This window comes from Nitratireductor luteus (assembly GCF_026162365.1).
GTDB classification, from domain to species: Bacteria; Pseudomonadota; Alphaproteobacteria; order Rhizobiales; family Rhizobiaceae; genus Chelativorans; species Chelativorans luteus.
Genome location: NZ_JAOANW010000008.1, coordinates 144,787 through 169,431 on the forward strand (window position 1 = coordinate 144,787; position 24,645 = coordinate 169,431).

The window sequence follows — 24,645 nt, forward strand, 5'->3', positions numbered from 1 at the left end:
CGTATCCGAGAGACAGCGAGAAACCATGCAATCCCCACCTGCAAACACCGCAAGGCGTCCCCGTAAAATCGGCGTACAGGAAATTCGATCTTTCCTATTTCGCAACGAAGAAGGCGTTTCTGCGCTGGAATTCGCGATCTTCACCCCAATTCTCGCCCTGCTGCTTGGAGCGGGCATCGACCTGGGGCTGATGCTCCACTCGCAGTTCAGCTTGAACTCGATGATATCATTGAGCGCAAATCAGGCATTCCTGAACCGCGATATGGTCGATGACGCAAACGGCGAAACTCTTGCCAAACAGATCATCGCAGTTCTCGCCGGCACCGGCGGCAAGCTCGTTTCTGAAGCCACCGTTGTCGTCAATAACGGGCCCACGGCCCGGCTCGAGCAGCATCCGGCTGTGATGAAGGCTTCGTCTGGCTCCGCCGATAGCTGCTATTGCCCGACCGGCAGCGGCAGCTCGTTTTCCTGGGGCAAACCCACAGGCTGCGGCGAAGAATGCGGCGACGGAAATCTGTCGGGGAAGTATGTCATGGTCACCGCCAGATCGGACTATGAACCGTTCTTCATCGGTTTCGGCTACACCAGCGCACAAGCGCTTCAAGCCAGCGCCGTGGTGCGTACTCAATGAACTGCAGGACCAAAGGCTTCATAAAGGCGAATGACGGCACAAGCGCCCTGGAATTCGCGATCATCGCGCCCGTTCTGTTCCTGTTCCTGTTCGGCATTATCGAAATAAGCCGGATGTTCTGGACAGATCATGTGCTGAACGAAACCGCGATCCGAACAGCCAGATGCATGGCGCTTCCCCAGCTCGAATGCACCAAGGACGGGGCTTTCGATCTTGTATCGACGACGGCCTTCGCCATGAAGCAAGCGGACGATTTCGGCGTTTCACTGACGCCGGGCGCCATTCAGCTGAATCGGGCCGCGAAATGCTTCGATGTCGAGGGCTTCTCCAAAGTGTCGATAAGCCACAAGTTCGAAACCGTCGTTCCCGGTTTTCTGCCTTCCCTTTCTGAGATGACCGCGCTATCCACGGACGCCTGCTTCCCCAACCAGCCTGCCTGACCCGGTTCTTCGGATCAGAGAGGACATCAGGAAAAGGCGTCCGGCATAGCTTCTTTGCGCTTTGCCACGAAATCCTTCAGCCCCTCATCGATGCCTTCGTCGAGCGGTGGCGGCTGGTAGGCTTCCAGCCAGCTCCGGGCCAATTGGTTGGCACGCTGGTTCGCCGTCTTTTCGCCCTCAGCCAACCACTGCTCGTAGGAATTGTTGTCGGCGATTGAAGAACGATAGAAGGCCGTCTGGAAGTTCGCCTGGGTGTGCGCGCAGCCAAGGTAGTGGCTGCCCGGCCCCACCTCGCGTATGGCGTCCATTGCCTGGCCGTTCTCCGACAGATCCAGCGGTTCGCACAGGCGCTGCTGCATGCCGAGCTGATCGATGTCCATCATGAATTTCTCGTAGGACGACACCAGCCCGCCCTCCAGCCAGCCGGCGGCGTGCAGCACGAAATTGGTGCCCGCAAGCACCGTCGAATTGAGCGTGTTCGCACTTTCGTAGGCTGCCTGTGCGTCCGCAACCTTGGATGCCGTCAGCGAGCCGCCGGTGCGGAACGGCAGGCCGAGCCGGCGGGCGAGCTGCGCAGCGCCGTAGGAGACGAGCGAGGGTTCCGGCGTGCCGAAGGTGGGCGCGCCGGACTGCATGGAAATGGACGAAGCGAAGGTGCCGAAGAGGACCGGCGCGCCGGGCCGCACGAGCTGAGTGAAGGCGGCGCCTGCGAGCACTTCGGCCAACACTTGCGTCAGCGTGCCGGCCACCGTCACCGGGCTCATGGCCCCTGCCAGGATGAAAGGCGTGATGATGCAGGCCTGATTGGCCCGTGCATAGACCTTGGCCGCCCCGAGCATCGTCTCGTCGAAGACCATGGGCGAGTTGGCGTTGATGAGATTGATGACGACGGTGTTGTTGTCGACGAACTCCTCGCCAAAGAGTATCCTCGCCATCATCACCGTGTCCTCGGCCCGGTCCGGCGCCGTCACCGAGCCCATGAATGGTTTGTCGGAAAAACGCATATGGGCGTAGACCATGTCCAGATGGCGTTTGTTGACAGGCACGTCCACAGGCTCACAAACGGTGCCCCCCGAATGGTGGATCGACGGCGCCATATAGGCGAGCTTCACGAGGTTGCGGAAATCCTCGATCGTCGCATAGCGCCGCACACCGTCAAGATCGCGCACGAAGGGCGGACCATAGACAGGCGCAAAAACCGTGGCGTTGCCGCCGATCTCGACCGAGCGCTCGGGGTTGCGGGCGTGCTGTGTGAAGACGGAAGGCGCGGTCTTCAGGAGCTCTCGGCACAAGCCCCTGGGAAAATGCACACGGTCACCCTGAACGTCGGCGCCAGCGGCCTTCCAGAGCGCCAACGCCTCGGCGTCGTCGCGGAACTCGATGCCGATCTCCTCGAGCACCGTATCGGCGTTGGCCTCGATGAGCGCCAAGCCGTCCTCGTCCAGTATCCCGTAGGGTGAAAGGTTGCGGCGGATATAGGTGAGCTGCGTGCCCGGCCCGCCGCCCGTGCGCGCGGCGCGGCGCGCGGCGGCTCCACCGCGCTCCCCTCGCCCGCCCCTGCTGCGGCGGCCTTCGGCTGCGGCGTCGGGGGTGGCTGAAAACTCGTCTGGCGAATTCTGATTCATGGCTCTGGCCTTCGATATCGGCTGCCCGCGCGGTAGGCGCGAGGATTCTCATGACATGGTATTCAGCCGAGCGGCGCTGAACGGTCAGCGAGCGTCGAAGCGTGTCGCAGAAAGAGCGGTCAGGGTTTGCTACTTCCGATCGCCCGTCGTCCAACCGTCGTGGCTGGCCCAACTGGCATCGTTTGAAACGGCCTGGCTTGTGCGCGGGTCGAGGCCGCGCTTGAGCAGTTGCACCTCCAGTTGAAGCCGCTCCAGCTCGAGCTGATACAGCCTGTCGCAATTCAGCCGCCTGGGCTTCTCGCCCAGGGGCATCACGATGCGGCCATAGGCGGACAAGGGGCGGGAATCGCCGTTGAGCCCGCCGCCGATCACGCCCGTATCCAGATGGGCGCCGGAGCCGCCCATTGCCGAGCGGCAGGTCGTTCCGTCGGCAGCCCTCACCTCGTCGAAACCATGTGGCGACGATACCCCCGGCAGTGTCATGCCGGCATGGTTCTGGTTGACGATGTATTGATCCTGAGCAATGGCGGCCGAATGCATCATGCCTGACGATGCCAACACGGCGGCTACTGCAAGCGTCGTCCTAGAAATCGACCACATATCTGTGCCTTGATCCTGGTTGCCTGATTGGGAAACGGAACGCTTTCGGTACAAATGCGCACGCGCCGCGATCCGGCTCCCTCGAAGGGCAGGACCACCAGAACGGGCCGCGAATTGTCGCTGCCCAGCATCATCGTCGACGGTGTCACGCGGGCCTTCACCGGGCGGAAGTTCTCGTCATAGACCTTGACCTCCACCAGAATGCGCTGGCGATAGGGATTGTACGGGCGAACCCGGATGGCGAATTCGTCGGTGAAGCTGGAGACCTCGCCGCGCATCGGCGTCATCGATTGGGCGGCCGCCGCGGCCGGCAGACCGAGCGCGAACACGGCAACCGCCGCGAACCATACGGAGGTGCTCATGGCTCGTCCTACTCGCAGGTCACGGTAACTTCGGCGGTATAGGAACCGGCCGGGAATATGTCGGCCGACTTGGTAGCGGCGAGGTCGACCTCGACATTGGTGATGCCGAGGCCGAGCGGCGATGCCACCGAACCGACGACATCGAGCAGCGAAGTGACGCCGCTGGCGCTGTAGGAGGAGGAGAAGGTGACATTGGCATCGCCGTCGGCAGGTGCGGAGGTGAAAGACGCCGGCGCGCTGGTCGACAGCGAATAGCCGAGCCCCGTCGTAACGACGGTAGCCGTTCCCGACAATCCTCCGGCGTTCTGCGAGCTGAGTTCCGTGAAGTCCGCGCTTGCTACGAACGTGCCAGGCGTGCCGATGGTGATGAGACAAGTGGCAAGGATGGTGCCATTGAAGATCACGGTGCCATTGACGGCGTCGGCGGCCGGAATACCGATCGTGCTGAATGCAATGGCGAGAGGGAGAAGCTTTTTCATAGGCAACACTCCAGGCTACGCCCCGGTTGGTGCCCCCGATGCAATATACCTGAAGGTTGTCTCATGGAACCTGTTAACTTAACCTTAAATTGCGAATGCCATCTCCGGCATCGAACGCCGTTTGCTCCCGGCTCTCCGTCGCAAAACGCCGTCAGCCGCGCTTCCCGCCGTTTCCAGTCGCTTTCCTTTTGCATCTCGTCGCAATTCGGCTATGGAAGCCATCGACGAGCAGCGTATGTAGGCGTAACGGCTGAGCGCCACGATCACCGGCAGGAGTGGGACATGTCCGACGACGAAATCATCCTTTCGGATCTTTCTGACGAAGAACTCGTGCAGCAGATGCACGACGACCTTTATGACGGTCTGAAAGAAGAGATCGAGGAAGGCACGCGGATACTCCTGGAGCGCGGCTGGACGCCTTATGACCTGCTCACCCAGGCCCTCGTGGAAGGCATGCGCATCGTCGGCGAGGATTTCCGCGACGGTATCCTTTTCGTGCCGGAGGTGCTTTTGTCGGCCAACGCCATGAAGGCGGGCATGACCATCCTGCGCCCCCTTCTGGTGGAAACGGGAGCGCCAAAACAGGGCAAGATGGTGATCGGCACCGTCAAGGGCGACATCCATGACATCGGCAAGAATCTCGTCGGCATGATGATGGAAGGCGCCGGCTTCGACGTGATCGACCTTGGGATCAACAACCCTGTCGAGAATTACCTTGCAGCAATCGAGGAGCATCAGCCCGACATCGTCGGCATGTCCGCGCTTTTGACCACGACCATGCCTTACATGAAGGTGGTCATCGACACGCTGAAGGAAAAAGGCATCCGCGACGACCTTATCGTCTTGGTGGGCGGCGCGCCTTTGAATGAAGAATTCGGCAAGGCGGTCGGCGCAGACGCCTACTGCCGCGATGCGGCCGTCGCCGTCGAAACGGCGAAGGCCTTCATGAAGCGGAAGCACAATATCGGCGCTTCGGCCTAGGCACTTTGGATATCTCAGGTGCGTCTGCGCTGGGGTCGGGCGAACCCGACCTGCTGTAAACGTTATGGCGGCGCTTATTTGGTGGCCTGGGCAACGTTCTGGCCGGCACCCTGCGTCGCGTTGACGACGTTGGCGGTATCCTGCCCGACGCCACGAATGGTATTGGCGCAGCCGGCGGCCAGCCCGACGACCGCAAACAGCAAGATGATGCGCGAAAGGCCCGAACGTGTCATGATTGTCCCTCCTGGAACGGCCTGAGATCTTGAGTTGACACAGCTACAACGCGCCAATGCAGAAAAGGTTCTGGTAATCGCCTGCGGGATGATCGCCCGCGAGGTGCTTGCGGTGCGCGAGCGGCTGGGCTTCGAGCATATCGAACTGACCTGCCTGCCGGCGCAATATCACTACCGCCCGGACCGGATCGCGCCGGAGATCGACAAGGCCGTCGAGAAAGCCAGGTCCGAAGGTTATCGCAACATCTTTATCGGATACGCCGATTGCGGCACCGGCGGCGCCCTGGACCGCGTTTGCGAAAAGCACGGCGTGGAGCGCATAGCCGGGCCGCACTGCTTTGCCTTCTACCAGGGGCTGACGGCATTCGAGAAGGTGATGGAAGAAGACATGCTGTCCTTCTACATGACCGACTTCCTGTGCCGCCATTTTGACGCGTTCTTCATGCGCCCCCTGGCCCTCGACCGCCATCCGGAGCTCATCCAGGACTTCTTCGGCAACTATGAGAAAGTGGTCTATCTGGCCCAGACGGATGACCCGGAGCTTGAGAAAGTTGCGCGTTCGGCCGCCCGCCTGCTCGGACTCGAATACGAGCGGCGCTTCACCGGCTACGGCGATCTGGCAGATGCCATGGAACAAGCTGCCCGAGCATTTGGAAGCGACCACAAAAAGGCTTCAATCGGCTGATTGGTTCAAATCGGCCTTGGAGATTCCATATTGATGCGGTGTGCTCGCCTTTGTTCACTTTCTCTCTCTCCGCGTACCGCACTCGGGCGTCCATGACCGTCACGGAACCCTTTGCATAACTGTCATGAAGGCTTAACAGCTTACGGCGCATGATGCGTTCAACACAACGAGCATGAAGAAAGACATCCGGTGAAAGCGGAGGGAACGGGTTCGGGCGCGGCCATGTGTGCGCCGGCGGCGGATGCGCCGCGCAGGTTGTCGCGCATTTTCGAGGAATTGGCCGGCAATGCACGCGGATCCGTTACAGTGGCGCAACTCCGCCAGGCGCTGGGTGACCGCAGCTTCGCGACCCTTCTCGTCTTTTTCTCATGCTTGAATATGCTGCCCCTGCCGCCGGGCAGCACGTTGATCCTGGGCATTCCGCTCATTCTGCTCTCGATTCAGATGGTCTTGGGCAATCGAACGGTCTGGCTGCCGCAATTCGTCCTGAAGAAATCGCTGACCGCCGACAGTTTCCGCCACATGAGCGGGCGGCTGGTGCCGCGAATCAAATGGGTGGAGAAGCTCATCCGCCCCCGCTATTGGCCTTTCGCCCGTGACCACGCCGACCGCATCATCGGCCTGATCGCGCTGATCCTGTCGATAGCGGTCACCCTGCCGATCCCGCTGGGCAACTGGTTTCCCGCCTTTTCGTGCGCTCTGGTGGGCCTTGCACTTTCCGAGCGCGACGGGGTGCTGCTGGGCATTGCCGTCATCAGCGGTACCCTTTCGCTGCTTGTCATCGCCGTGGTCATCGGGGCCGCGAGCATGCTGGCCGGCGCGCTCATCGGCTGACCTCGCCGCTTGACGGCATCTCCCGCGTCGCATTTGAAAGAACGCGCGTCGTCGCGCAGCAAGCAGCCGTGCGCGCAAGGGCGCAATCCTCGACACAATGGAGACATGCCGGATATGGCCGATCTGATCGTAGTTTACTGGCGCGACATCCCCGCCCAGGTCATCGTCAAGAAGGGGCGCAAGGCGGCGCGGCGCGAACTTTCTCTGCGCTTTACCGAAGCGATCGACATGTGCGCCATGCGCGTCGGCGCCCGCGATACCGATTCCTATCTCGCGGAATGGCGGCGTGCCGACCCCAGCCCTGTGAGCGACGACCTCGAAGCAGAGGCCGAGAAGGCAAGCTCCCATCTCGAACAGACCTATACCGACGAGCGCCTGAAGGCGCTTGTAAAGGCAGGCGGGTATGACCTCGAATAAAAAAAAGAAGCCCCTGCGCCAGCGCGTGACGCAGGCCACCATCGTGCGCAAGGCGCGGGAGCTCATCGCCTACAAGCCGGCGGACGTGTCGCCGCAGCGGCGCGTGCAACGCCGCTATACGATGCGGCGATGGTCGGTGCGCCATGCGCGCAGCCTGGAATGGTTCTACGCTCATTTCGCCAATATGTTCCTGGTGCTCCACCCCTTGTGGAACGCCATCGGATACCGGCGGGCCGAAGCGCCTGTGAAATTCGTCGAGAAACAGGTCAAAGGCCTCTTGTTCGACTGCCGCATGTGCGGCCAGTGCATTCTTTCGTCTACCGGCATGTCCTGTCCGATGAACTGCCCGAAGCAATTGCGCAATGGCCCCTGCGGCGGCGTGCGCGCCAACGGCAATTGCGAGGTGGAGCCCGACATGCCCTGCGTCTGGGTGAAGGCGTGGGAGGGCGCGCAGCGGATGCGCGGAACAGAAAACATTCTCGACGTGCAAAAGCCCGTCGATCAGTCCCTGCGCGAAACCTCCTCGTGGCTGCGCGTCACTGCACTTGCCGCCGCCGAGCGCAACCGGAATACGAAGGCCGCCGAATGACCCGCCGCCCTCCCCATATCGATGAAAACCCGCATGGCGTCGACCTGCCGCTGGAGCCCCTTCCCGGCCATTCCTCGCGCGGCAGGCTGGAGCGCGTGCTGCGCCGCGGCGAATTCGCCGTTACCGCCGAGTTGAACCCGCCCGACAGCGCCAATGCGCAGGACGTCTATGAGCGCGCCGCCGTCTTCGACGGCTGGGTCGACGGCATCAACGCCGTCGACGCCTCCGGCGCCAACTGCCACATGTCGTCGCTCGGCATCTGTGCGCTGCTTACCCGCATGGGCTACGCCACGATCATGCAGATCGCCTGCCGCGACCGCAACCGCATCGCCATCCAGGGCGATGTGCTGGGCGCGGCGGCCATGGGCGTGGCCAACATATTGTGCCTGACCGGCGACGGCGTGCAGGCCGGCGATCAGCCAGGCGCCAAACCTGTTTTCGACCTCGACAGCATGTCGCTTCTGGAAACTGTGCGTGTCATGCGCGACGAGGAACGCTTTCTCTCCGGCCGCAAGCTTTCGACGCCGCCCGCCGTCTTCATGGGCGCCGCTATCAATCCTTTTGCCCCGCCATACGATTTCCGTCCGCTGAGGCTCGCCAAGAAGATCGCCGCCGGTGCCCAATTCGTACAAAGCCAATATTGCTTCGACGTGCCGATGCTGCAGGAATACATGAAGCGTGCGCGCAATCTCGGGCTGGCGGAGAAATGCTACATCCTGATCGGCGTGGGCCCCCTCGCCTCCGCCAAAACAGCCCGCTGGATCCGCGCCAACGTGCCCGGCGTCCATATTCCTGATGACGTGGTGCGCCGCCTGGAAGGCGCGCAGAACCAGAAGGAAGAAGGCAAGCGCCTGTGCATCGACATCATCAACGAGGTGAAGGAGATCGAAGGCGTATCGGGCGTCCATGTCATGGCATACCGGCAGGAGGAATACGTCGCTGAGATCGTCCACGAATCGGGCGTCCTGAAGGGCCGCCGTCCCTGGAAACGCGAACCCGGTCCCGACGACGCCATGGTCGCCGACCGGCTCGATCACCTTCTGGAAACGCCAAACCAGCGGCCGGTGGACATGGTGAAGGATGCGGCGGGGTGAGAGCGTTGTAAGGCGGTAGGGGAGTAGGGAGACTTCGAATCCATGAAGCGCCACCATCCATTCCCTACCTGCTGCCCTACTGCCCTACTTCCTTGCCCCGCTTGAAACTCGTCAAATAACGATATAAACAACTCTTTATATCTTCTGGAGGATAGTGAATGACCCGCACCATCGTCGCCTCGGCGACAAAGGAAGTCGTGATCGGCTTCGACCAGCCCTTCTGCGTCATCGGCGAACGCATCAACCCGACCGGCCGCAAGAAACTGGCCGCCGAGATGGTCGAAGGCAATTTCGAGACAGTGATCAAGGACGCGCTGGCCCAGGTGGCCGCCGGGGCGACGATGCTGGACGTCAATGCCGGCGTGACCGCGGTCGACCCCAATGCCACCGAACCCGCGCTGCTGGTCCAGACGCTGGAAATCGTTCAGGGTCTCGTCGACGTACCCCTGTCGATCGACTCTTCGGTCTCGGCCGCCATCGAGGCAGCACTCAAGGTGGCCAAGGGCCGCCCGCTGGTCAACTCCGTGACCGGCGAGGAAGAAAAGCTCGAAGCCATCCTACCGCTGATCAAGAAGTACGACGTGCCCGTCGTCGCCATCTCGAACGATGAGACAGGAATCTCGGAAGATCCCGACGTTCGTTTCGAAGTGGCCAGGAAGATCGTGCAGCGCGCGGCCGATTTCGGCATCCCGGCGCACGACATCGTGGTCGATCCGCTGGTCATGCCCATCGGCGCCATGGGCACGGCGGGCAAGCAGGTCTTCGCGCTTCTGCGCCGCCTGCGTGAGGAGTTGAAGGTCAACACGACCTGCGGCCTGTCCAACATCTCGTTCGGCATCCCGCATCGCCACGGCATCAATGCCGGCTTCATTCCCATGGTCATCGGCGCCGGCATGACCAGCGCCATCATGAATCCGTGCCGGCCACAGGAAATGGAGGCCGTGCGCGCCGCCAACGTCCTCAACGGCACCGACCCCAACTGCCACACCTGGATCATGACCTATCGCGATCATCAGCCGGCGGCCGGCGGCACCGCGCAGGCGGCACCCGTGGATTCGTCGTCCGGCGGACGCCGCCGCGGCGGACGCGAGGCGCGGCGGGCGCGGGGATAAGGTCGCGAATCATGACCGACCACCTCGTCCTTTTCATGCCATCGGGCAAGCGCGGACGCTTTGAAAAGGGCACCGCCGTGCTCGACGCCGCACGCAAGCTTGGCGTCTATGTCGAGAGCGTGTGCGGCGGGCGCGCGACTTGCGGGCGCTGCCAGATCGAGGTGCAGGAAGGCCATTTCGCCAAGCACAAGATATCCTCGTCGAAAGAGAGCATCTCCGGCGTTGGCCCCAACGAGGCCCGCTATCTGGAAAAGCGGTCCCTGCCCGCCGGACGCCGCCTCTCCTGTGCAGCCACCATCGAAGGCGATCTCGTGGTGGACGTCCCGCAGGATGCGGTGGTCAACGCACAGGTGGTGCGCAAGGACGCCGACGACCGCCTGATCGAGCGCCGCCCGGCCGTTCGGCTTTGCTATGTCGAGGTCGAAGAACCCGACATGCACAAGCCGCTGGGCGATCTCGACCGGGTCAAAACCGCGCTCCGAAAGGACTGGGGCTATGGGCGGCTGGAGGCGGATTATCATTTGCTGCCGCAGGCGCAGAAGACATTGCGCGAAGGGCAATGGGCCGTCACCGCCGCTGTCCACGAGGACGAGGAAGCCGAGACGGCGCACATCATCGCGCTGTGGCCGGGGCTGAAGAACGAGGCCTATGGCATCGCCTGCGATATCGGCTCGACAACCATCGCCATGCACCTGGTCTCGCTTCTGTCGGGACGGGTCGCGGCCTCTGCCGGCACGTCGAACCCGCAAATCCGCTTCGGCGAAGACCTGATGAGCCGCGTTTCCTATGTGATGATGAATCCGGAAGGCCGCGACGCCATGACCAAGGCGGTGCGGCTGGAAATATCCAAGCTGGTCCAGCAGGTGGTGGACGAGGCGGGCTGCACCCGCGAGGATGTGCTGGACGCCGTCTTCGTCGCCAACCCCATCATGCACCACCTGTTCCTGGGCATCGACCCGACGGAGCTTGGGGGCGCGCCCTTTGCGCTCGCCGTCTCGGGCGCGGTGAAATTGAGGGCCGACGATCTGCGCCTGAAGCTCAATCCGGGCGCGCGCACCTATTTATTGCCCTGCATCGCCGGCCATGTCGGCGCTGATGCCGCCGCCGTGACGCTCTCTGAGGGGCCGCATCGGCAGGACGAGATGATGCTGATAGTCGATGTCGGCACCAACGCCGAAATCGTGCTCGGCAACCGGAGCCGCGTCGTCGCCGCCTCCTCGCCCACCGGACCGGCCTTCGAAGGCGCCGAAATCTCCGCTGGCCAGCGCGCCGCCCCCGGCGCCATCGAACGCGTGCGTATCGACCGTGAGACGCTCGAGCCCCGCTACCGCGTGATCGGCTCGGACAGATGGTCGAACGAGCCCGGATTCATGGAGGCTGTCGGCCCGACCGGCGTGACCGGCATCTGCGGCTCCGGCATCATCGAGGTGATTGCCGAGATGTACCTGTCCGGCATCATCTCCGAAGATGGCGTCATCGACGGCGCACTGGCCGCGAAAAGTCACCGCATCGTCGGCGACGGCCGCACCTTCTCCTACGTCCTGGCCGAGACCGAGCCGCGCCTGACGATTACGCAGAACGACGTGCGCGCCATCCAGCTCGCCAAGTCGGCGCTCTATGCCGGAACGAAGCTTCTCATGGAAAAACAGGGTGTTGTGGCTGTCGATTCTATTCGTTTTGCAGGCGCCTTCGGCTCGTTCATCGACCCGACTTACGCGATGGTTCTGGGCCTCATCCCCGATTGCGAGCTGGAAAAGGTCTCAGCCGTGGGCAATGCCGCCGGCACCGGCGCGCGCATGGCGCTGCTCAACCGCGACCACCGCCGCGAGATCGAGGAGACGGTGCGCCGGATCGAGAAGATCGAAACGGCTCTGGAGCCGAAGTTCCAGGAGCATTTCGTCTACGCCATGGCGCTGCCCAACAAGGTCGATCCATTCCCCAAGCTCGCGGCCCAGGTCCAGCTTCCGCCCCGCAAGGTGCTTGGCGGCGACGGCAGCGATGCCGCCCGCCCCCGCCGCCGCTCTCGTGAGGAGCGCGAAGCGAGGCGGCAGCGCGGATAGCGCTTCGCGCTGCCGTGATAATGGAACGATTCACGTCCCCGACCCGCTTTCTTCCACTCCAACCGCCAATAGCATTTTGCGCGTGATCGATTGCCGCCATTCGGCCATTTCCGCCCATGGGTCAGGCTTTTCCAACCGATCCGCCATGTCCTCGAGACGAAAGCGGTTGGCCGCTTCGATCGTCTCCAATTCGTCCCACGAAACCGGCATCGCCACGGGGCAGCCGGGCTTTGCACGGGTCGAGTAGGGTGCGATCGCTGTCGACCCGCGCTCATTGCGCAGCCAATCGATGAAGATCCGCCCCTCCCTTTTTGCCTTTGAAGCCTGCGCCAGATAGCGGCCACGGTCTTCCGACGCCATCTGTTTGGCAAAACCCCGCGCGAAGGCCTTGACCAGCGGCCAGTCGACCCGCCGTTCCAGCGGGGCGATCACATGGACGCCCTTGCCACCCGTCACAAGGGCCACCGTTTCCAGCCCCATGTCGCCGAGCCGCTCCTTCACATCGCGGGCCGCCTGCCGGACATCCGCAAAATCAAGCCCCTCGTCGGGATCGAGATCGAAAACCAGCCGGTCGGGCCGCTCGAGCTTGTCGATGCGCGACCCCCAAATGTGAAACTCCAACGTGCCCATCTGCACGCCGGCTACGAGCCCGGGAAGGTCGTCCACATAGAGATATTCAGCGCGCCCGCCGTCCTTCTCGACAATCGTTTCGCGCTTGACCTCGTCGCGGAACCCCTTGCCGCCGTGCTTCTGGAAGAAGCATTGCCCGGTCTGCCCTTCGGGACAGCGCACGAGGCTCAACAGCCGGTTTTCGACGAATGGCAGCGCACGCGCGGCCACGCGTTCATAGTGGGCGGCAAGGTCGGCCTTGGTCACGCCCTGCTTGTCGAACAGCACCTTCGTCGGGCTCGACAGCTTCACGCCGGCGAACCGATCCCGCGTTTCATGCTTCATGGCGCCCTCTTCCACTTCTCGCCCGGCCCGGACGGCCGGGGGTTATCAAGGCATATAAGCGGCGCCAGGGGCGGGAAGTTCCGTCCGCGGTCAGAACCTGCCGGTCTCGGCGAACATTTCGAAGGTGGCACGGATGTGATCGGCCGCCGCCCTTACCGGAGCCGAAGCATCCGGACAAACGATCATGCCCAGGCGGTAATTGCCCATTTTCGGCATGCCGTCCTTCTCAGTCAGTTCCACGAGATCGCCACCGAGAAAGGTCTTGGGAAGCGGCGCGACGGCGAGCCCGGCCAGGATCGCGGCGCGCTGTCCAGCCGTATGGGCGCTCATATAGGCGATGCGGTAGTCGCGTCCCTGTTCGTTCAGCGCCTTGACGGCAGCCGCGCGCCACGCGCAGCCGTCCTCCCACAGCGATACCGGCAAGGGCTCGCGCAGATGGGCGCATCCGCCCTTCGCCCCGGCCCACACGATCGGTTCCGTCATGAGAACCTCGACGTCACTGGTGTCGGCGCAGTCCGAACAGGTCAAAAGGGTAATGTCGAGCTGGCGCGCGGTCATGCGCTTGCGCAGATTGGAGCTCTGGTCAATCGTCACATCCACGGCGATTGCCGGATGGGTTTCGGCAAACCGCTTGAGCACGCTCGGCAGGACACGCTCGCCATAATCGTCCGGCGATCCCAGCCGCACGATGCCGCTGATATCCGGCATCACGAACTTCGACACCGCCTCCCGGTTGAGCGCCAGAAGCCGTCGGGCATAGCCCAGCAGCATCTCTCCATCCGCCGTCAACGAAACGGACCGCGCGTCGCGCAGGAAAACGGACCGCCCCAGCAACTCCTCCAGCTTCTTGATCTGCATGGAAACGGCCGAGGGCGTTCGAAAAACGGCATTCCCCGCGGTCGTGAAGCTGCCCGTTTCGGCAATCGCGACGAAGGTTCGCAGCACATCGAGTTCAAGCAGCGGCATGGGATGGTTGAGTGGAGCGTTCATGGCGTTACCTTCAATTTCATTGATGCAAAACATCATTTCATTGCGTTTGATTGAACATCAACTCAGCGGCATAGTCAATCCCGAAGCCGGCGATCCGGCGCGATGTTCAAGGAGAAGGACCATGACTGTTCAAACGCGCATCACCAACTATCTACGTCGCAGGGCAGCGCTGTGGGAGCGCCGCCGCACCGAGCGCTACATCCGGAATCTGCCAGCCGAAGTGCAGAAGGATATCGGTTGGCCGGGTAGCGACAACAACCGGCCGTCGCACCAGCAGGCGCCGCTGTCCCAATGGGAACACCGTTGGTAAAAATGGAAAGGAGCCTGGATATGACCGTGCAGACCCTCTGGAAAAACGTGAGCACGTTCATGCGCGAATTCGCGGAGATCATGGACCACGCCCGCACCGGCAAGCCCTCGCCGCAGAGGATTCGTCCAGCCGCAAGGCGCAGGTAACATGTCCGGTGTCGCATTTTCTAACAGCCGCTTCGCATTTGCCGCTGCGGCAACATTCGGCAACGCCTAGAAGGCGCATAACGAGCCGCCCCACTCCATGGCAAACCAGGTAAGGCGCTCGGTGCAAGCCGAACAAACCGTTCATGGAGACCAAAATGAAGCTGTTCAAAAAAATCCGGAAGGCAAACCGCCTCCACCAAACCCGACGGGCGCATAATGACCGCAGCCGCCTTGCGGCCAGCATGCCTGGCGAAACCGGCGCTCTTGCCGGCCTCCGGCTTGGAATGCTGGTCAACTAGACCGCTCCGCGACAACATCCTCCCATAAAAAGCCGCTTCCTCGGATGGAGCGGCTTTTTTCTTGGCGGGACGGTTGCCCGACCGGCATAAAAAGTCGTGTCAGCGTCAGCCCAACCCATTGACAAAAAGCCCCAATCAGGGGCAGGCTTTTCTGTTAGCGACATGGTATGGCGGCTTATGGAAGGGCTGTTGCATGCGGCAAGACAGTCAGATGAAGCGCTCGCTCGTTTTCTTTCTCGTGCCCGATTTCACGCTGGTCGCATTCGCTACCGCGCTGGAGCCGTTGCGCGCCGCCAACCGCATGGCTGGCTATGAAGCCTATAGCTGGAGGCTTGCCAGTTTCGATGGCAAGCCCGTCCGCGCCTCCAACGGTGTCGAGGTAGCCGTCGACTTCTCGCTGGCCGACGAGCGGCAGAAGATGAGCGGACACGAGCGCCCGACGATGGTGGTTGTGTGCAGCGGCCTCAACATCGACAATTACGCCAACAAGACCGTCTTCGCCTGGTTGCGCGAGGAGTATAACCGCGGCGTCGCCATTGGCGGGCTTTGCACCGGCTCCTACATCCTTGCCGCGGCCGGTCTTCTGGCCAACAAGCGCTGCGCCATCCATTGGGAAAACCTGCCGGGCTTCGCTGAGAAATACCCCAAGGCCAATGTCTTTGCAGACCTGTTCGAGATCGATTCCAATATCTACACCTGCGCCGGCGGCACGGCCTCCATGGACATGATGTTCCAGCTCATCGGCGAGGATTTCGACGACAATCTGGTCAACCGGGTCTGCGAGCAGATGTTGACAGACCGTGTGCGCAGCCCCTCCGACCGGCAGCGCCTGCCGCTCCGCGCGCGGCTGGGCGTGCAGAACTCCAAGGTGCTGACGATCATCGAGCTCATGGAAGCCAATCTGAGCGAGCCACTCTCGCTCGTGGAGATCGCCGCTTCCGTCGGGCTTTCCCGCCGCCAGATCGAGCGCCTGTTCCGCCAGGAAATGGGCCGGTCGCCCGCCCGCTACTATCTGGAAATCCGTCTCGACCGCGCGCGCCATCTTCTGGTGCAGTCGACCATGCCCGTCGTCGAAGTGGCGGTCGCCTGCGGCTTCGTCTCCGCGTCGCATTTTTCCAAATGCTATCGCGAACTCTACGCCCGCTCGCCGCAGCAGGAGCGCGCCGACAGAAAGCAACTCATGGCGGCGTGAGCCGGCGAGTTGCTGAAATCGCCCTTCCCCTCAGGGGTCGCGATAGATCCACGACCGGTTCTGCCACATTTTCTCGCCAACCTGGCAGTCATAAGCACTCGACTGCACGAAAAGGACGGGCACTCCGGTATCGGCTGCAGCCGGCCGCTCATCGGCGCCCGCCAGTTCCAGAACGAGCTTGCGGCGGATGGCGTCAGGGAACTGCGACCAATCATTGACCGGAACCATGAAGGCGCCCGGCCCGCCTATCACGCATTCGCGGTAATAAAGGTCGAGATCGTCGACATCGAAACTGGTGGCCAGCCCGCCGCTGGTCATCAGTGGAAGACCATTGATGGTGATGCCGTCGGACACCAGCGCGTCGCGCACGCCGACAACGGGCGGACCCTGGTTGTTCGGGCCGTCTCCGGAGACGTCGATGACGCGCCTCGATCCGTTGAACCTGCTTTCGGCAAACAGGTCGCCGGCGAACTGCAACGCACCGGAAATCGAGGTCCGCCGCGCACTGTTGGGCGGCATCGCCGAGAGCTGACTGGCCACCCGGCGGGCATCCTCCGCCGAGGCGATGACCGTCCAGGGCACGACGATGCGCTGCGAGAATGTCCCCGCCCATTCGAAATAGGTGACGGCAATCTTGCCATAGGCGCCGTCGAGGATCGCCCGAATGACCAGCTCATGGCTCAGCGCGGCCGCATAGCCGCGGCGCTGGATTTCCAGCTCTCCCGGCGACATTGACAGCGATACGTCGACAGCCAGGACAAGCTCCACATCGACGTTTTCTTGAGACAGGGCCGCATCGAACACAACAAGCGGCAACCCCAGCGCGACCAGCGCACCGCTCGCGAACCGGTGCAGGTTTCGAGGTAGTTGAACCATGACCAAAGTTTAGCGCAGGCGCATCATCCGACAATAGCCTTCGGCTGGATAATGGAGGGCGTAGATATTAGCGCAAGCCTCCGCCCCCGCCCGTTTGCGGCACCCGGAAGCGGCGCGACCTCAGCGGATGCTGTTGGCCGGCACCAGATCGAAACGCGGCCGCCAGGACGCTATCAGCACCACCGCCATGCCGGCTATGAAGACGAAATAGAAGCGGTCGTCGGGCAGAGGAAAGCTGGCGAACTTGCCGAGCGTGCCGATGGCCAGCGCGAAGACCAGCCCGTTGGCCCGGCTGCCCCCGATGCGGCCGAATTTCGCCAGCAGCGCCCAGGCGGCCGTCAGTGCCACCAGAATGGCCGGCCAATCATTGTCCTGCAAGGCTACGACAGCGCCGCGCACATATCCCTTTATCATCAGAAGGGCCGAGAAATCCGGCGAAAAGCTCGCCATCGAGTTCTGGATTTCGACGCAGGAAAAATAGAAATGGGCCCACCAGCCGGGATGGCCGCCGAATTTGGAGATCGCCATGCAGGCGGTGAAGGCGGCGACGAAGGTGACGGCGATGGGCAATTTTCGCCAGTTGAACAGGATGGCGGCAATCAGCAGCGCGAAAATGAGGATAAGGTTGTCGGGCCGCACGAAGACCGAAGCGAAGAGACAAAGGCAGCCCACGATATCCCGCCCGCGCCAGAAGGCGTAAAGCGCCGCGATCGAGACCAGCGCCAGAAGCATGTCCGGCACGACGGCGGAAGTCATGCGCGAATAATCGGCCAAGAGCAGAAGCGGCACCAAGAAGAATGCGCCCTGCAGTGCCTCGACCCGCCACAGCCAGTAGAGGCAAAGCATGCCCATCAGAAACGCAGGAACCACGCTGAGGAGGATGGAGGCATCGATCAGCCCCGTCACCGGCTCCAGAAGCCGCATTAGGGCGATATAGGCGACCTTGACGCGGTACATGGACAATTGAGACTGGAAATCGTCCGGCTGTTCCCACTGGTTCAGATTGTAGGGGTTGGAGAATTTCAGGTGGTACTGCTGGTTCTCGCTCGCCCCTTCGTCAATCATCTCCCAGGTGGCGGCGTGCAACTCCCGCGGGTTCTCCAACCGGTTTTCAAGGGCGGTCGCCACATAGGCGACCATGTCCCAGTTGTAGTCCGGCCTCAGCAGCCCGTAGGCGGCGACCGCGAGAACGGAAAGCACTAGGAAAAGGGCCGCCAGCCGGTCGAGCGCCGACCGGACAAGGAGCGCCTTCAGGATGCCCGCTCCCGGCCTGCTGGCGAATGCGCGCCCGATCGGCGTTTCGTCGACTGTACTCATACCTGCCCCGCTCCCGACGTGCCCAACCGTCCGCCCCTGTTCAACTCGACTGGGTTCAGCCCATCTGGCTCTTCACGAAATCCTTGACGATCGAGACCACGCCCCGGCCCAGAAGCTGGTCCAGTGCATCGACGAAGGTATCGACGTGGCTCCGCTCGACGATGAGCGGCGGCTCGAGCCGTATGACGTTGCGATTATACTCGGTGAAGGCCACGAGCACGTCATGATCGCGCAAAAGCAGCGCACCGATGAAACCGGACAGCGAGCCCTTCAGCTTGTCGTCGAGCATGCCGACCATCGGCCGCATCACCGCCGGCAGCGTCTGCGAGAAGTCCTGGAACTCCACGCCGACCATGCAGCCCTTCCCGCGCACATCCTTGATGATGCGCGGATATTTGTCCTTGAGGCTGTTGAGGCGCTCGATGAGGTAGCCGCCGACGGCTTCCGCGTTCTCCATCAGTCCCTCGTCATAAAGGACATTGAGCCCTTCGATGGACGTGGCGCAGGCTTCGCCAATGCCGCCGAACGTCGCCATGGCATGGATCATCGCCGTCTTGGGCGTGCCGTAGGCCTTCATGTAGACGTCGCGCTTGGCGATCATCGCGCCTACCGCCGCCTTGCCCGCACCGAGCGACTTGGCGAGCGCGGTGATGTCCGGCACCACGTCATAGTGCTCGAAGGCATAGAAGCAACCTGTCCGGCCGAAGCCGCACTGCACCTCGTCGGCCACCCAGATCACGCCAAACCGGTCGCAAAGCTGGCGCAGCTTCTGCCAGTATTCCGCTTCGGCCTGGATGATGCCGCCGCCGCCCTGAACCGTCTCCAGGACGATGGCGCCAATTTCGGGGTCGGACTTGAACGCATTCTCCACGGCATCGATGTCGCCGAAAGGCACCCGCACCGTATTGTCGGTCAGGCGGAATTCGCCGCGGTAGAGCTGCCCGTCGGTCAGCGTCAGGACGCCCTTCGTCTTGCCGTGGAAGGAATTCTCGGCATAGACGATCTTCGGCCGCTTCGGCCCCGCCGCGCGCTCGGCCAGCTTCACCGCCGCTTCCATCGCCTCGGAGCCGGATGAGCCCAGAAACACCATGTCGAGGTCACCCGGCGAGCAGGCGGCGAGGTTCGCGGCCAGCGCCGTCGCATATTGCGACATGAAGGCGATTGCGATCTCATGACGCTTTTCGTCCTGGAACTTCCGTCGCGCCTCCAGGATGCGCGGGTGGTTGTGGCCGAAGGCCAGTGAGCCGAAGCCGCCGAAGAAATCGAGAATTTTTCGGCCGTTTTGGTCGATGTAGTACATGCCCTCGGCGCTCTCGACCTTCACCTTGTGGAAGCCGAGAAGCTTCATGAAGTGGAACTGGCCCGGATTGAGGTGAGCCTTGAAGAGCTCGGTCATCCGTTCGATGGGAAGCGCCTTGGCATCATCGACGGAGTAAAGATTCGGCTTGGTGATCGTGCGCGGCGCCAGTTCCGGTGCATTCATGACGGGCACGGCTCCCTTGGCCTCGGTCTTCGTAAGAACGGTCATTTCGGCAAACTCCTATTCGGCCGGCACATGATGCGCGCTGACATTGTCGCCGGCTTTCTTGGCCCGATATTCGTCGTAGGCGGCGATCAGCATGTCCTCGTCGCGGTATTGCGGCACCCATCCCAGGTCTCGCTCGCCCTTGGAAACGTCGAGAACGCACATCTCGTCGGCGATCAGGTACTGCTCGGGGTCCATCAGCGGCATGTTCATGAGGTCGAGCAGATCGAGCGTGCGCTTGACCGCCCAGCCCGGCGTCGGAACGAGCAGCGATCTGGAACCGGCATGCTTCACCAGATTGCCCAAAAGCGTGCGCACCGGAGGCGGATTGAGCGAGCCCAGATTATACGCCTCGTTAGGCACGCCCGCCTTCCACGCGAGCCGTGCAGCCTGCGCGCAATCGAACACTGAAATGAACTGATACGGGTTCTTGCCCGAACCGATCATGGGTACCGGCAGGTTCATGTCGACCAGCTTGAAAAGCTTTTCGAGGATGCCGAGCCGCCCCGGGCCGATGATGAGGCGTGGGCGGAACAGCGAGATGTTCATGCCGCGCTTGCGCCACTCGGCGGCAAGCACCTCCGTGTCGAGCTTCGACTGCCCGTATTCGCCCAACGGCGAGACCGGGTGGTCCTCCGTCATTGGATAGGTGACCGTATGGCCGTAGATCATGTCGGTGGTGAAATGGACGAGATTCTTTGCGCCCGCCTTGTCCATGGCCTCAATGATGTTCACCGTGCCGTGGTAGTTCACGGGATAGAAGAAGTCGTGGCGTTTGGCCCGCACCTGGATCGGCGACAGCATCTTGGCCGACAAATTGTAGACCATGTCGTCCGGCGCGATTGCGACCGCCGCAACCGCGGCAGGATCGGTCACGTCGCACTGCACGAATTTCGCCTTGCCATAGTGCGGCAGGTCGCTCTTCACGATATCGGCGACGACGACCGTCTCGCCGTCGGCCAGAAGCTTGGGTGCAAGATGACGGCCGACAAAGCCGTCACCGCCGAAGATGATGTGTTTCATTGGACGACAGACCCTTTGGACTGAGATGAATTCTGCGCGACCTCGGTCTCCGGCGTATCGCGGCCGCTCTGGGCGATCAGCACCGTGCCGAGACAGATCAGTGCGATGCCGGCGATACGGTAGGCGTTGAGATCCTCGCGGAAGATGAAGTAGGCGAACACCGCCACCGCGACATAGGCGAGGCTGAGAAAGGGATAGGCGAAGGACAGCTCGACCTTCGAGAGGACGTAGAGATGCGAGGCCATCGACACCACGAACACCGTCAGACCCGCGAAAATCCACGGGCTGAACACGATCTGCAGAATCTTCAACAGCGGATTGATGCCGGCGAAGGTGAGCGGGCCCAATGTCATCATGCCGTGCTTCAGCATCAGCTGCGCCGCGGCATTGGTCATCACCGTGAACAGGATGAATGGAATATATTTCATTTCGGATTGCCCCGCTTATCCCGCAGTCCTGCATAGACGACGGAAGAAAAAATCGTGTGAAGCGGTCCGCTCGAATGCCGCCTCCTGCAGTTACCTTCCGGAAAGAACTTCACTGGCCTACTCCGCCGCCGACCGAAGAGAGGCCGGACCCACCCGCATCGCCGTCCTCCGCCAGAAGTCCGACATGAAAGCAGGATCGCGGAAGCGCTCGAGTTTCTCCCAGTCGGGAAACGATGCCGCGAAGACGTCGGCGCCCATGCGCGCGTCCTTGTACGGATTGACCGCTCCGCCCGCGTCCACCGTGATCGCATCCAGCCTTGCCAGAAGATCGAGCGTGGCCCTGCCCCGGTTGGGGAAATCGAGCGTCAGCGTGTATCCCGGTCGGGGGAAGGACAGGATTCCCGGCGAAGCCATCTCGCCGAACCGCTTGAGCACGGTGAGGAACGAGGCCTGCCCCGCATCGCGCGCGGCCTGAAGCAGGGCCGGAACGGCTTTGCGGGCCACCGCCTCTGGCACTACGCTCTGGTGCTGATAAAGCCCCCCGGGCCCATAGAGCCGGTTCCACCCACGCACGCCGTCGAGCGGAAAGAAATAGCCGCGATAGGGGGCGCGATTGACCCCCGTCCTGCGGCCCTTGGCCCAGCGATAGGCGGCGTTGAACAACCTTATCGAGACGCTATTGAGCATGTTGAACGGTGGCTGGAAAGGAACGCCCAGCCTTGGCTTGCGCGCCAACGAAAAGCCCCCGCCATGGCGGGCATGGTTGGCCGTCATCAGCAGCCCTCTGCCCGCCTTGCGCCCGCCGGAAAGCTGGTCGATCCAGGCTACCGCATATTCGTTCTCGGCGTCGGCCTCGACGGCGCGATCGAAATATTCGTCGAGCGTGGAAAACGGCGAGATGCGCTCGTCGACATCGGCGCTGCCGACCTTCAAGAGCCGGATGGTTGCCCCCAGGACCAGACCCGTCAGGCCCATTCCACCGATGGTCGCGCGGAAATAGTCCTCGTTCTTGCGCGGCCCGCATTCCAGGATCGTGCCGTCGGAACGCATCAGCGTGAAGGAATGCACATGGCTGCCGAAGGTGCCGCGGCGATGGTGGTTCTTGCCGTGAATGTCGTTGGCGATCGCACCGCCGAGCGTGACGAGCTGCGTTCCCGGCACGACGGCGGGGAAAAAGCCGCTCGGCGCGGCAAGGGCGATGATGTCGCGCAACAGAACGCCGGCTTCCGCCTGCAACAAGCCGGAGCCGGCATCGAAGGAGAGGATGCGGGCCCGGCCGCGCATGTCCGCAAGCCTGCCGCCGGAGTTCTGGCAGCTATCGCCATAGGAGCGGCCATTGCCATAGGCAAGCAGGCCGCCTGCTGCCGGAGTACCGTTCTGAAGAAGCTCTATCGCCGCGTTCGCCGGGATCGCATTCCGCCCCGGCGGTGTCGCCATGCCGAAACTGGGATAGCTGTCGCGCATGCTCAAAGCCCTGCGGCCAGAAGCAGGAGCGCGCCCAGGCCCGCGACGGCCTGGCTGCGCCAGTCGCGGATGATGAAGACGATCGGATCGTCATGCATCTCGTCGCGCCGCGCCAATATCCAGATGCGCATGGTGATGTAGAGCACGATGGGGCCCAGCGGCCAGATGAGCCAGGGATGAGTGTAGAGCGCGTCGATCGCGTCGCTCTGGATATAGAGCGCCAGCACCAGCGCCGAGGAAAAGGCGGACGCCATGCCGGCCTGAGCGATGATCTCCTGATCCTCGAGCCGGTATCCGCGCCCTGCCAGGCGCTCGCCGACGGGCACCTCGGTCGAACGCAGCTCGACATAGCGTTTGACCAGCGCCAGCGAGAGGAAGAAGAACACCGAGAACGCCAGCAGCCAGAACGATACCTCTATGCCAGTCGCCGCGCAGCCGGCCAGGATGCGCAGGGTGTAGAGGCCGGCCAGCATGAGCACGTCCACCAGAAGCATCCGCTTGACCGCTATCGAATAGGCGGTCGTCGTGACGAGATAAAGCGCCAGCACGGCGGCAAAAACGGGGGGCAGGAAAGCCGCGGTGCCTGCAGCCATGAGCAGCAGCACTGCCATCGCGCCCAGCCCGAACGGGATCGACAGGACGCCGCTGGCCAAAGGCCGGTTGCGCTTGGTGGCATGGCGTCTGTCGAGCGCCAGATCGAAGAAGTCGTTCAGGATGTAGATTGCGGACGCTGCGGCACTGAAGGCAACGAAAGCGAGCACCGCTTCGAGCATCACCGGCAGGTTCGCATATTGATGCGCCAGTACCAGCGGCACGAAGATCAGCGCGTTCTTGAGCCACTGATGCACGCGAAGCATCTTCGCAATCGTGCGCATCGACACCTTCGGCGCCGCGATCAGCTCGCCGCCATGGGCCGCCTGCCACGCAGACGCTGCCCGGTCCGGCGCCACGACCACCGCCTGGCGGGCCGCGTCGAACACCTTCAGGTCCGCCTTGCTGTTGCCGGCATAGTCGAACCCGCCATCGCCGAAGGCCGCAATCAGCGCGTCCCGCTTGATAGCGGACGCCATGTTGCAATCGGGGTCGGTACACAGCACCTGGTCGAAAACGCCCAGATGGGCGGCCACCTTTTCGGCGAGCAGGCGCGGCGAAGCGGTTGCCAGGACGATGTGCCGCCCCGCCGCCTTGTCTTCCTGCAGCCTTGCCAGCAACTCCGTGCGATAGGGCAGTGCGGCCGGATCGAAATCGATGCGCTCGGCGATCCGGCATTTGAGATGCGCCCGCCCCTTCATCAGCCACAATGGCAGAAGAAACACGCACAGCGGCCGCTTGCGGATCAGCAGGAACAGACTTTCCCAAAGAAGATCGGCCGCAATCAGCGTGCCGTCGAGATCGACGGCAAGCGGTACCGCAATGCGCTTGGATCGCGCGTCCATGGTGAAGCCCCCGTTTCAGCCATTCCGTACGGGAATGTACCCGTCCGGCGACGACGTCTAGCTTCGAACCGCTTCAGAACTCTGAATCTTCGCGCAAATATCGCCCGGCGCGCGCATCATTTCTGCCGGCAGCGTTAACAACAGGAAAATCAACTTGTTAAAAAGCCGGGCAAAATCGCCCGGCTTCCGTCAATTGCTTGGAAATTACGGATAGTTCTAACGGATCCGGCCGCGTCCGCCCGTGATTTCTATGGTCTCGGTTCCGGTCAGGACCTCACGGTCGCCGTTCGGCATGGTGACGAAGCAACCGGTGGGGCAGAACTCCACGGTTTCGCCGGGCCCGATAACGATGTCGGCCTGGCTGCCACCTTCCGTCACGATGATCGTGCGGGGATCGCCGTCCTGGTTCACGGCGCTGGCGGCCAGAGCAGCCGGGGCGCCGGCCAGGATGGCCGCGAATGCAAGAAGAGTGCGCTTCATGTTGTTCCCTCGGTGTTTCCACCGCCTCTGTCGTTCCGGCGCGTGACGATGTGCGACGGATAT

At 62.6% G+C, this 24,645-nt stretch carries 28 protein-coding genes; 13 read left to right on the forward strand and 15 right to left on the reverse strand.

Features of this window, described 5'->3' with window-relative positions; genetic code table 11:
- Positions 1-25: 25 nt before the first annotated feature.
- Both N1058_RS13130 and N1058_RS13135 read left to right on the forward strand, forming a co-directional pair.
- A complete protein-coding gene (locus N1058_RS13130; protein WP_265518017.1) occupies positions 26-631 on the forward strand; it encodes a TadE/TadG family type IV pilus assembly protein in 606 nt (201 codons plus the stop codon).
- On the forward strand, positions 628-1,071 hold the full coding sequence (locus N1058_RS13135) for a TadE/TadG family type IV pilus assembly protein (RefSeq protein WP_265518019.1): 444 nt from the start codon (positions 628-630) through the stop codon (positions 1,069-1,071). The genes N1058_RS13130 and N1058_RS13135 overlap by 4 nt, the downstream gene beginning before the upstream one ends.
- A 26-nt stretch (positions 1,072-1,097) precedes the next feature.
- Here the strand turns inward: N1058_RS13135 and N1058_RS13140 are convergent, their stop codons facing one another.
- From N1058_RS13140 to N1058_RS13155, 4 genes are all read right to left on the reverse strand, one after another.
- Positions 1,098-2,696: a trimethylamine methyltransferase family protein gene (locus tag N1058_RS13140; RefSeq protein WP_265518020.1), complete on the reverse strand. Its 1,599-nt coding sequence runs from the start codon at positions 2,694-2,696 to the stop codon at positions 1,098-1,100.
- A 129-nt stretch (positions 2,697-2,825) separates the two neighbouring features.
- A complete protein-coding gene (locus N1058_RS13145) occupies positions 2,826-3,239 on the reverse strand; it encodes a hypothetical protein (protein ID WP_265518021.1) in 414 nt (137 codons plus the stop codon).
- Positions 3,240-3,262: 23 nt separating this feature from the next.
- Entirely contained in the window at positions 3,263-3,658 is a 396-nt protein-coding gene (locus N1058_RS13150) for a hypothetical protein (RefSeq protein ID WP_265518023.1), read from the reverse strand.
- An 8-nt stretch (positions 3,659-3,666) separates the two neighbouring features.
- Positions 3,667-4,137: a hypothetical protein gene (locus N1058_RS13155; protein WP_265518024.1), complete on the reverse strand. Its 471-nt coding sequence runs from the start codon at positions 4,135-4,137 to the stop codon at positions 3,667-3,669.
- Positions 4,138-4,419: 282 nt separating this feature from the next.
- Between N1058_RS13155 and N1058_RS13160 the strand changes: the two genes are divergently transcribed.
- Entirely contained in the window at positions 4,420-5,118 is a 699-nt protein-coding gene (locus tag N1058_RS13160) for a corrinoid protein (RefSeq protein ID WP_265518025.1), read from the forward strand.
- A gap of 74 nt (positions 5,119-5,192) precedes the next feature.
- Here the strand turns inward: N1058_RS13160 and N1058_RS13165 are convergent, their stop codons facing one another.
- Positions 5,193-5,351 carry an entericidin domain-containing protein gene (locus tag N1058_RS13165; RefSeq protein WP_265518026.1) on the reverse strand — a complete coding sequence of 53 codons (159 nt, stop codon included), beginning with the start codon at positions 5,349-5,351 and terminating at the stop codon, positions 5,193-5,195.
- A gap of 88 nt (positions 5,352-5,439) precedes the next feature.
- Between N1058_RS13165 and N1058_RS13170 the strand changes: the two genes are divergently transcribed.
- The 7 genes from N1058_RS13170 (at position 5,440) to N1058_RS13200 (ending at position 12,142) form a co-directional block, all read left to right on the forward strand.
- On the forward strand, positions 5,440-6,036 hold the full coding sequence (locus N1058_RS13170) for a DUF1638 domain-containing protein (protein WP_265518201.1): 597 nt from the start codon (positions 5,440-5,442) through the stop codon (positions 6,034-6,036).
- 189 nt (positions 6,037-6,225) lie between these two features.
- Positions 6,226-6,870, forward strand: a complete 645-nt coding sequence (locus N1058_RS13175) for an exopolysaccharide biosynthesis protein (RefSeq protein ID WP_265518027.1) — start codon at positions 6,226-6,228, stop codon at positions 6,868-6,870.
- A 114-nt stretch (positions 6,871-6,984) separates the two neighbouring features.
- Positions 6,985-7,287, forward strand: a complete 303-nt coding sequence (locus tag N1058_RS13180; protein ID WP_265518028.1) for a virulence factor — start codon at positions 6,985-6,987, stop codon at positions 7,285-7,287.
- Positions 7,274-7,876, forward strand: coding sequence for a methylenetetrahydrofolate reductase C-terminal domain-containing protein (locus tag N1058_RS13185; protein WP_265518029.1), 603 nt, complete (start codon positions 7,274-7,276; stop codon positions 7,874-7,876). The genes N1058_RS13180 and N1058_RS13185 overlap by 14 nt, the downstream gene beginning before the upstream one ends.
- The gene (locus N1058_RS13190; RefSeq protein WP_265518030.1) at positions 7,873-8,970 is read left to right on the forward strand and encodes a methylenetetrahydrofolate reductase; all 1,098 of its coding nucleotides are present in this window, start codon (positions 7,873-7,875) and stop codon (positions 8,968-8,970) included. Before N1058_RS13185 ends, N1058_RS13190 begins: the two co-directional genes overlap by 4 nt.
- A 158-nt stretch (positions 8,971-9,128) precedes the next feature.
- On the forward strand, positions 9,129-10,082 hold the full coding sequence (locus tag N1058_RS13195) for a methyltetrahydrofolate cobalamin methyltransferase (RefSeq protein ID WP_265518031.1): 954 nt from the start codon (positions 9,129-9,131) through the stop codon (positions 10,080-10,082).
- Positions 10,083-10,093: 11 nt separating this feature from the next.
- Positions 10,094-12,142 carry an ASKHA domain-containing protein gene (locus N1058_RS13200; RefSeq protein WP_265518032.1) on the forward strand — a complete coding sequence of 683 codons (2,049 nt, stop codon included), beginning with the start codon at positions 10,094-10,096 and terminating at the stop codon, positions 12,140-12,142.
- A 30-nt stretch (positions 12,143-12,172) separates the two neighbouring features.
- Here N1058_RS13200 and ligD read toward each other — a convergent pair whose 3' ends face one another.
- Positions 12,173-13,096, reverse strand: coding sequence for a non-homologous end-joining DNA ligase (gene ligD, locus N1058_RS13205; protein ID WP_265518033.1), 924 nt, complete (start codon positions 13,094-13,096; stop codon positions 12,173-12,175).
- Between the two features lie 90 nt (positions 13,097-13,186).
- The gene (locus N1058_RS13210) at positions 13,187-14,086 is read right to left on the reverse strand and encodes a LysR substrate-binding domain-containing protein (RefSeq protein WP_265518034.1); all 900 of its coding nucleotides are present in this window, start codon (positions 14,084-14,086) and stop codon (positions 13,187-13,189) included.
- Between N1058_RS13210 and N1058_RS13215 the strand changes: the two genes are divergently transcribed.
- The 3 genes from N1058_RS13215 (at position 14,085) to N1058_RS13225 (ending at position 16,033) form a co-directional block, all read left to right on the forward strand.
- Positions 14,085-14,396: a hypothetical protein gene (locus N1058_RS13215; RefSeq protein WP_265518035.1), complete on the forward strand. Its 312-nt coding sequence runs from the start codon at positions 14,085-14,087 to the stop codon at positions 14,394-14,396. The two genes, N1058_RS13210 and N1058_RS13215, sit on opposite strands and share 2 nt — an antisense overlap.
- Positions 14,397-14,416: 20 nt before the next feature.
- A complete protein-coding gene (locus tag N1058_RS13220) occupies positions 14,417-14,542 on the forward strand; it encodes a hypothetical protein (protein WP_265518036.1) in 126 nt (41 codons plus the stop codon).
- A gap of 492 nt (positions 14,543-15,034) precedes the next feature.
- Positions 15,035-16,033, forward strand: coding sequence for a GlxA family transcriptional regulator (locus N1058_RS13225; protein WP_265518037.1), 999 nt, complete (start codon positions 15,035-15,037; stop codon positions 16,031-16,033).
- A gap of 30 nt (positions 16,034-16,063) precedes the next feature.
- On the opposite strand, the gene N1058_RS13230 is transcribed toward N1058_RS13225, so the two are convergent.
- From N1058_RS13230 to N1058_RS13265, 8 genes are all read right to left on the reverse strand, one after another.
- Complete coding sequence (locus N1058_RS13230) at positions 16,064-16,909, reverse strand: DUF1194 domain-containing protein (RefSeq protein ID WP_265518038.1); 846 nt, start codon at positions 16,907-16,909, stop codon at positions 16,064-16,066.
- 120 nt (positions 16,910-17,029) lie between these two features.
- Positions 17,030-18,226, reverse strand: coding sequence for a hypothetical protein (locus N1058_RS13235; protein WP_265518039.1), 1,197 nt, complete (start codon positions 18,224-18,226; stop codon positions 17,030-17,032).
- 55 nt (positions 18,227-18,281) lie between these two features.
- Entirely contained in the window at positions 18,282-19,709 is a 1,428-nt protein-coding gene (locus tag N1058_RS13240; RefSeq protein ID WP_265518202.1) for an aspartate aminotransferase family protein, read from the reverse strand.
- A 57-nt stretch (positions 19,710-19,766) separates the two neighbouring features.
- Positions 19,767-20,774 (reverse strand): NAD-dependent epimerase/dehydratase family protein, encoded by a 1,008-nt coding sequence (locus N1058_RS13245; RefSeq protein WP_265518040.1) that lies wholly within the window; start codon positions 20,772-20,774, stop codon positions 19,767-19,769.
- Positions 20,771-21,202, reverse strand: coding sequence for an EamA family transporter (locus N1058_RS13250; RefSeq protein WP_265518041.1), 432 nt, complete (start codon positions 21,200-21,202; stop codon positions 20,771-20,773). Before N1058_RS13250 ends, N1058_RS13245 begins: the two co-directional genes overlap by 4 nt.
- A 117-nt stretch (positions 21,203-21,319) precedes the next feature.
- Positions 21,320-22,666, reverse strand: coding sequence for an FAD-binding oxidoreductase (locus N1058_RS13255; RefSeq protein ID WP_265518042.1), 1,347 nt, complete (start codon positions 22,664-22,666; stop codon positions 21,320-21,322).
- A gap of 2 nt (positions 22,667-22,668) precedes the next feature.
- Positions 22,669-24,102 (reverse strand): UbiA family prenyltransferase, encoded by a 1,434-nt coding sequence (locus N1058_RS13260; protein ID WP_265518043.1) that lies wholly within the window; start codon positions 24,100-24,102, stop codon positions 22,669-22,671.
- A 216-nt stretch (positions 24,103-24,318) separates the two neighbouring features.
- The gene (locus N1058_RS13265; protein ID WP_265518044.1) at positions 24,319-24,582 is read right to left on the reverse strand and encodes a hypothetical protein; all 264 of its coding nucleotides are present in this window, start codon (positions 24,580-24,582) and stop codon (positions 24,319-24,321) included.
- Positions 24,583-24,645: the final 63 nt, after the last annotated feature.

Excerpts from the sequence above, each read along its gene's own strand:
- N1058_RS13160 (WP_265518025.1), top strand. The coding sequence starts at position 4,420 with ATGTCCGACGACGAAATCATCCTTTCGGATCTTTCTGACGAAGAACTC.
- N1058_RS13215 (WP_265518035.1), top strand. The coding sequence starts at position 14,085 with ATGGCGTTACCTTCAATTTCATTGATGCAAAACATCATTTCATTGCGT.
- N1058_RS13225 (WP_265518037.1), top strand. The coding sequence starts at position 15,035 with ATGCGGCAAGACAGTCAGATGAAGCGCTCGCTCGTTTTCTTTCTCGTG.
- N1058_RS13210 (WP_265518034.1), bottom strand. The coding sequence starts at position 14,086 with ATGAACGCTCCACTCAACCATCCCATGCCGCTGCTTGAACTCGATGTG.
- N1058_RS13180 (WP_265518028.1), top strand. The coding sequence starts at position 6,985 with ATGGCCGATCTGATCGTAGTTTACTGGCGCGACATCCCCGCCCAGGTC.
- N1058_RS13260 (WP_265518043.1), bottom strand. The coding sequence starts at position 24,102 with ATGGACGCGCGATCCAAGCGCATTGCGGTACCGCTTGCCGTCGATCTC.
- N1058_RS13250 (WP_265518041.1), bottom strand. The coding sequence starts at position 21,202 with ATGAAATATATTCCATTCATCCTGTTCACGGTGATGACCAATGCCGCG.
- N1058_RS13165 (WP_265518026.1), bottom strand. The coding sequence starts at position 5,351 with ATGACACGTTCGGGCCTTTCGCGCATCATCTTGCTGTTTGCGGTCGTC.
- N1058_RS13140 (WP_265518020.1), bottom strand. The coding sequence starts at position 2,696 with ATGAATCAGAATTCGCCAGACGAGTTTTCAGCCACCCCCGACGCCGCA.
- N1058_RS13130 (WP_265518017.1), top strand. The coding sequence starts at position 26 with ATGCAATCCCCACCTGCAAACACCGCAAGGCGTCCCCGTAAAATCGGC.
- N1058_RS13235 (WP_265518039.1), bottom strand. The coding sequence starts at position 18,226 with ATGAGTACAGTCGACGAAACGCCGATCGGGCGCGCATTCGCCAGCAGG.
- N1058_RS13170 (WP_265518201.1), top strand. The coding sequence starts at position 5,440 with ATGATCGCCCGCGAGGTGCTTGCGGTGCGCGAGCGGCTGGGCTTCGAG.
- N1058_RS13245 (WP_265518040.1), bottom strand. The coding sequence starts at position 20,774 with ATGAAACACATCATCTTCGGCGGTGACGGCTTTGTCGGCCGTCATCTT.
- N1058_RS13200 (WP_265518032.1), top strand. The coding sequence starts at position 10,094 with ATGACCGACCACCTCGTCCTTTTCATGCCATCGGGCAAGCGCGGACGC.
- N1058_RS13230 (WP_265518038.1), bottom strand. The coding sequence starts at position 16,909 with ATGGTTCAACTACCTCGAAACCTGCACCGGTTCGCGAGCGGTGCGCTG.
- N1058_RS13265 (WP_265518044.1), bottom strand. The coding sequence starts at position 24,582 with ATGAAGCGCACTCTTCTTGCATTCGCGGCCATCCTGGCCGGCGCCCCG.
- N1058_RS13150 (WP_265518023.1), bottom strand. The coding sequence starts at position 3,658 with ATGAGCACCTCCGTATGGTTCGCGGCGGTTGCCGTGTTCGCGCTCGGT.
- N1058_RS13190 (WP_265518030.1), top strand. The coding sequence starts at position 7,873 with ATGACCCGCCGCCCTCCCCATATCGATGAAAACCCGCATGGCGTCGAC.
- N1058_RS13255 (WP_265518042.1), bottom strand. The coding sequence starts at position 22,666 with ATGCGCGACAGCTATCCCAGTTTCGGCATGGCGACACCGCCGGGGCGG.
- N1058_RS13155 (WP_265518024.1), bottom strand. The coding sequence starts at position 4,137 with ATGAAAAAGCTTCTCCCTCTCGCCATTGCATTCAGCACGATCGGTATT.
- N1058_RS13185 (WP_265518029.1), top strand. The coding sequence starts at position 7,274 with ATGACCTCGAATAAAAAAAAGAAGCCCCTGCGCCAGCGCGTGACGCAG.
- ligD (WP_265518033.1), bottom strand. The coding sequence starts at position 13,096 with ATGAAGCATGAAACGCGGGATCGGTTCGCCGGCGTGAAGCTGTCGAGC.
- N1058_RS13135 (WP_265518019.1), top strand. The coding sequence starts at position 628 with ATGAACTGCAGGACCAAAGGCTTCATAAAGGCGAATGACGGCACAAGC.
- N1058_RS13220 (WP_265518036.1), top strand. The coding sequence starts at position 14,417 with ATGACCGTGCAGACCCTCTGGAAAAACGTGAGCACGTTCATGCGCGAA.
- N1058_RS13195 (WP_265518031.1), top strand. The coding sequence starts at position 9,129 with ATGACCCGCACCATCGTCGCCTCGGCGACAAAGGAAGTCGTGATCGGC.
- N1058_RS13145 (WP_265518021.1), bottom strand. The coding sequence starts at position 3,239 with ATGATGCATTCGGCCGCCATTGCTCAGGATCAATACATCGTCAACCAG.
- N1058_RS13240 (WP_265518202.1), bottom strand. The coding sequence starts at position 19,709 with ATGAATGCACCGGAACTGGCGCCGCGCACGATCACCAAGCCGAATCTT.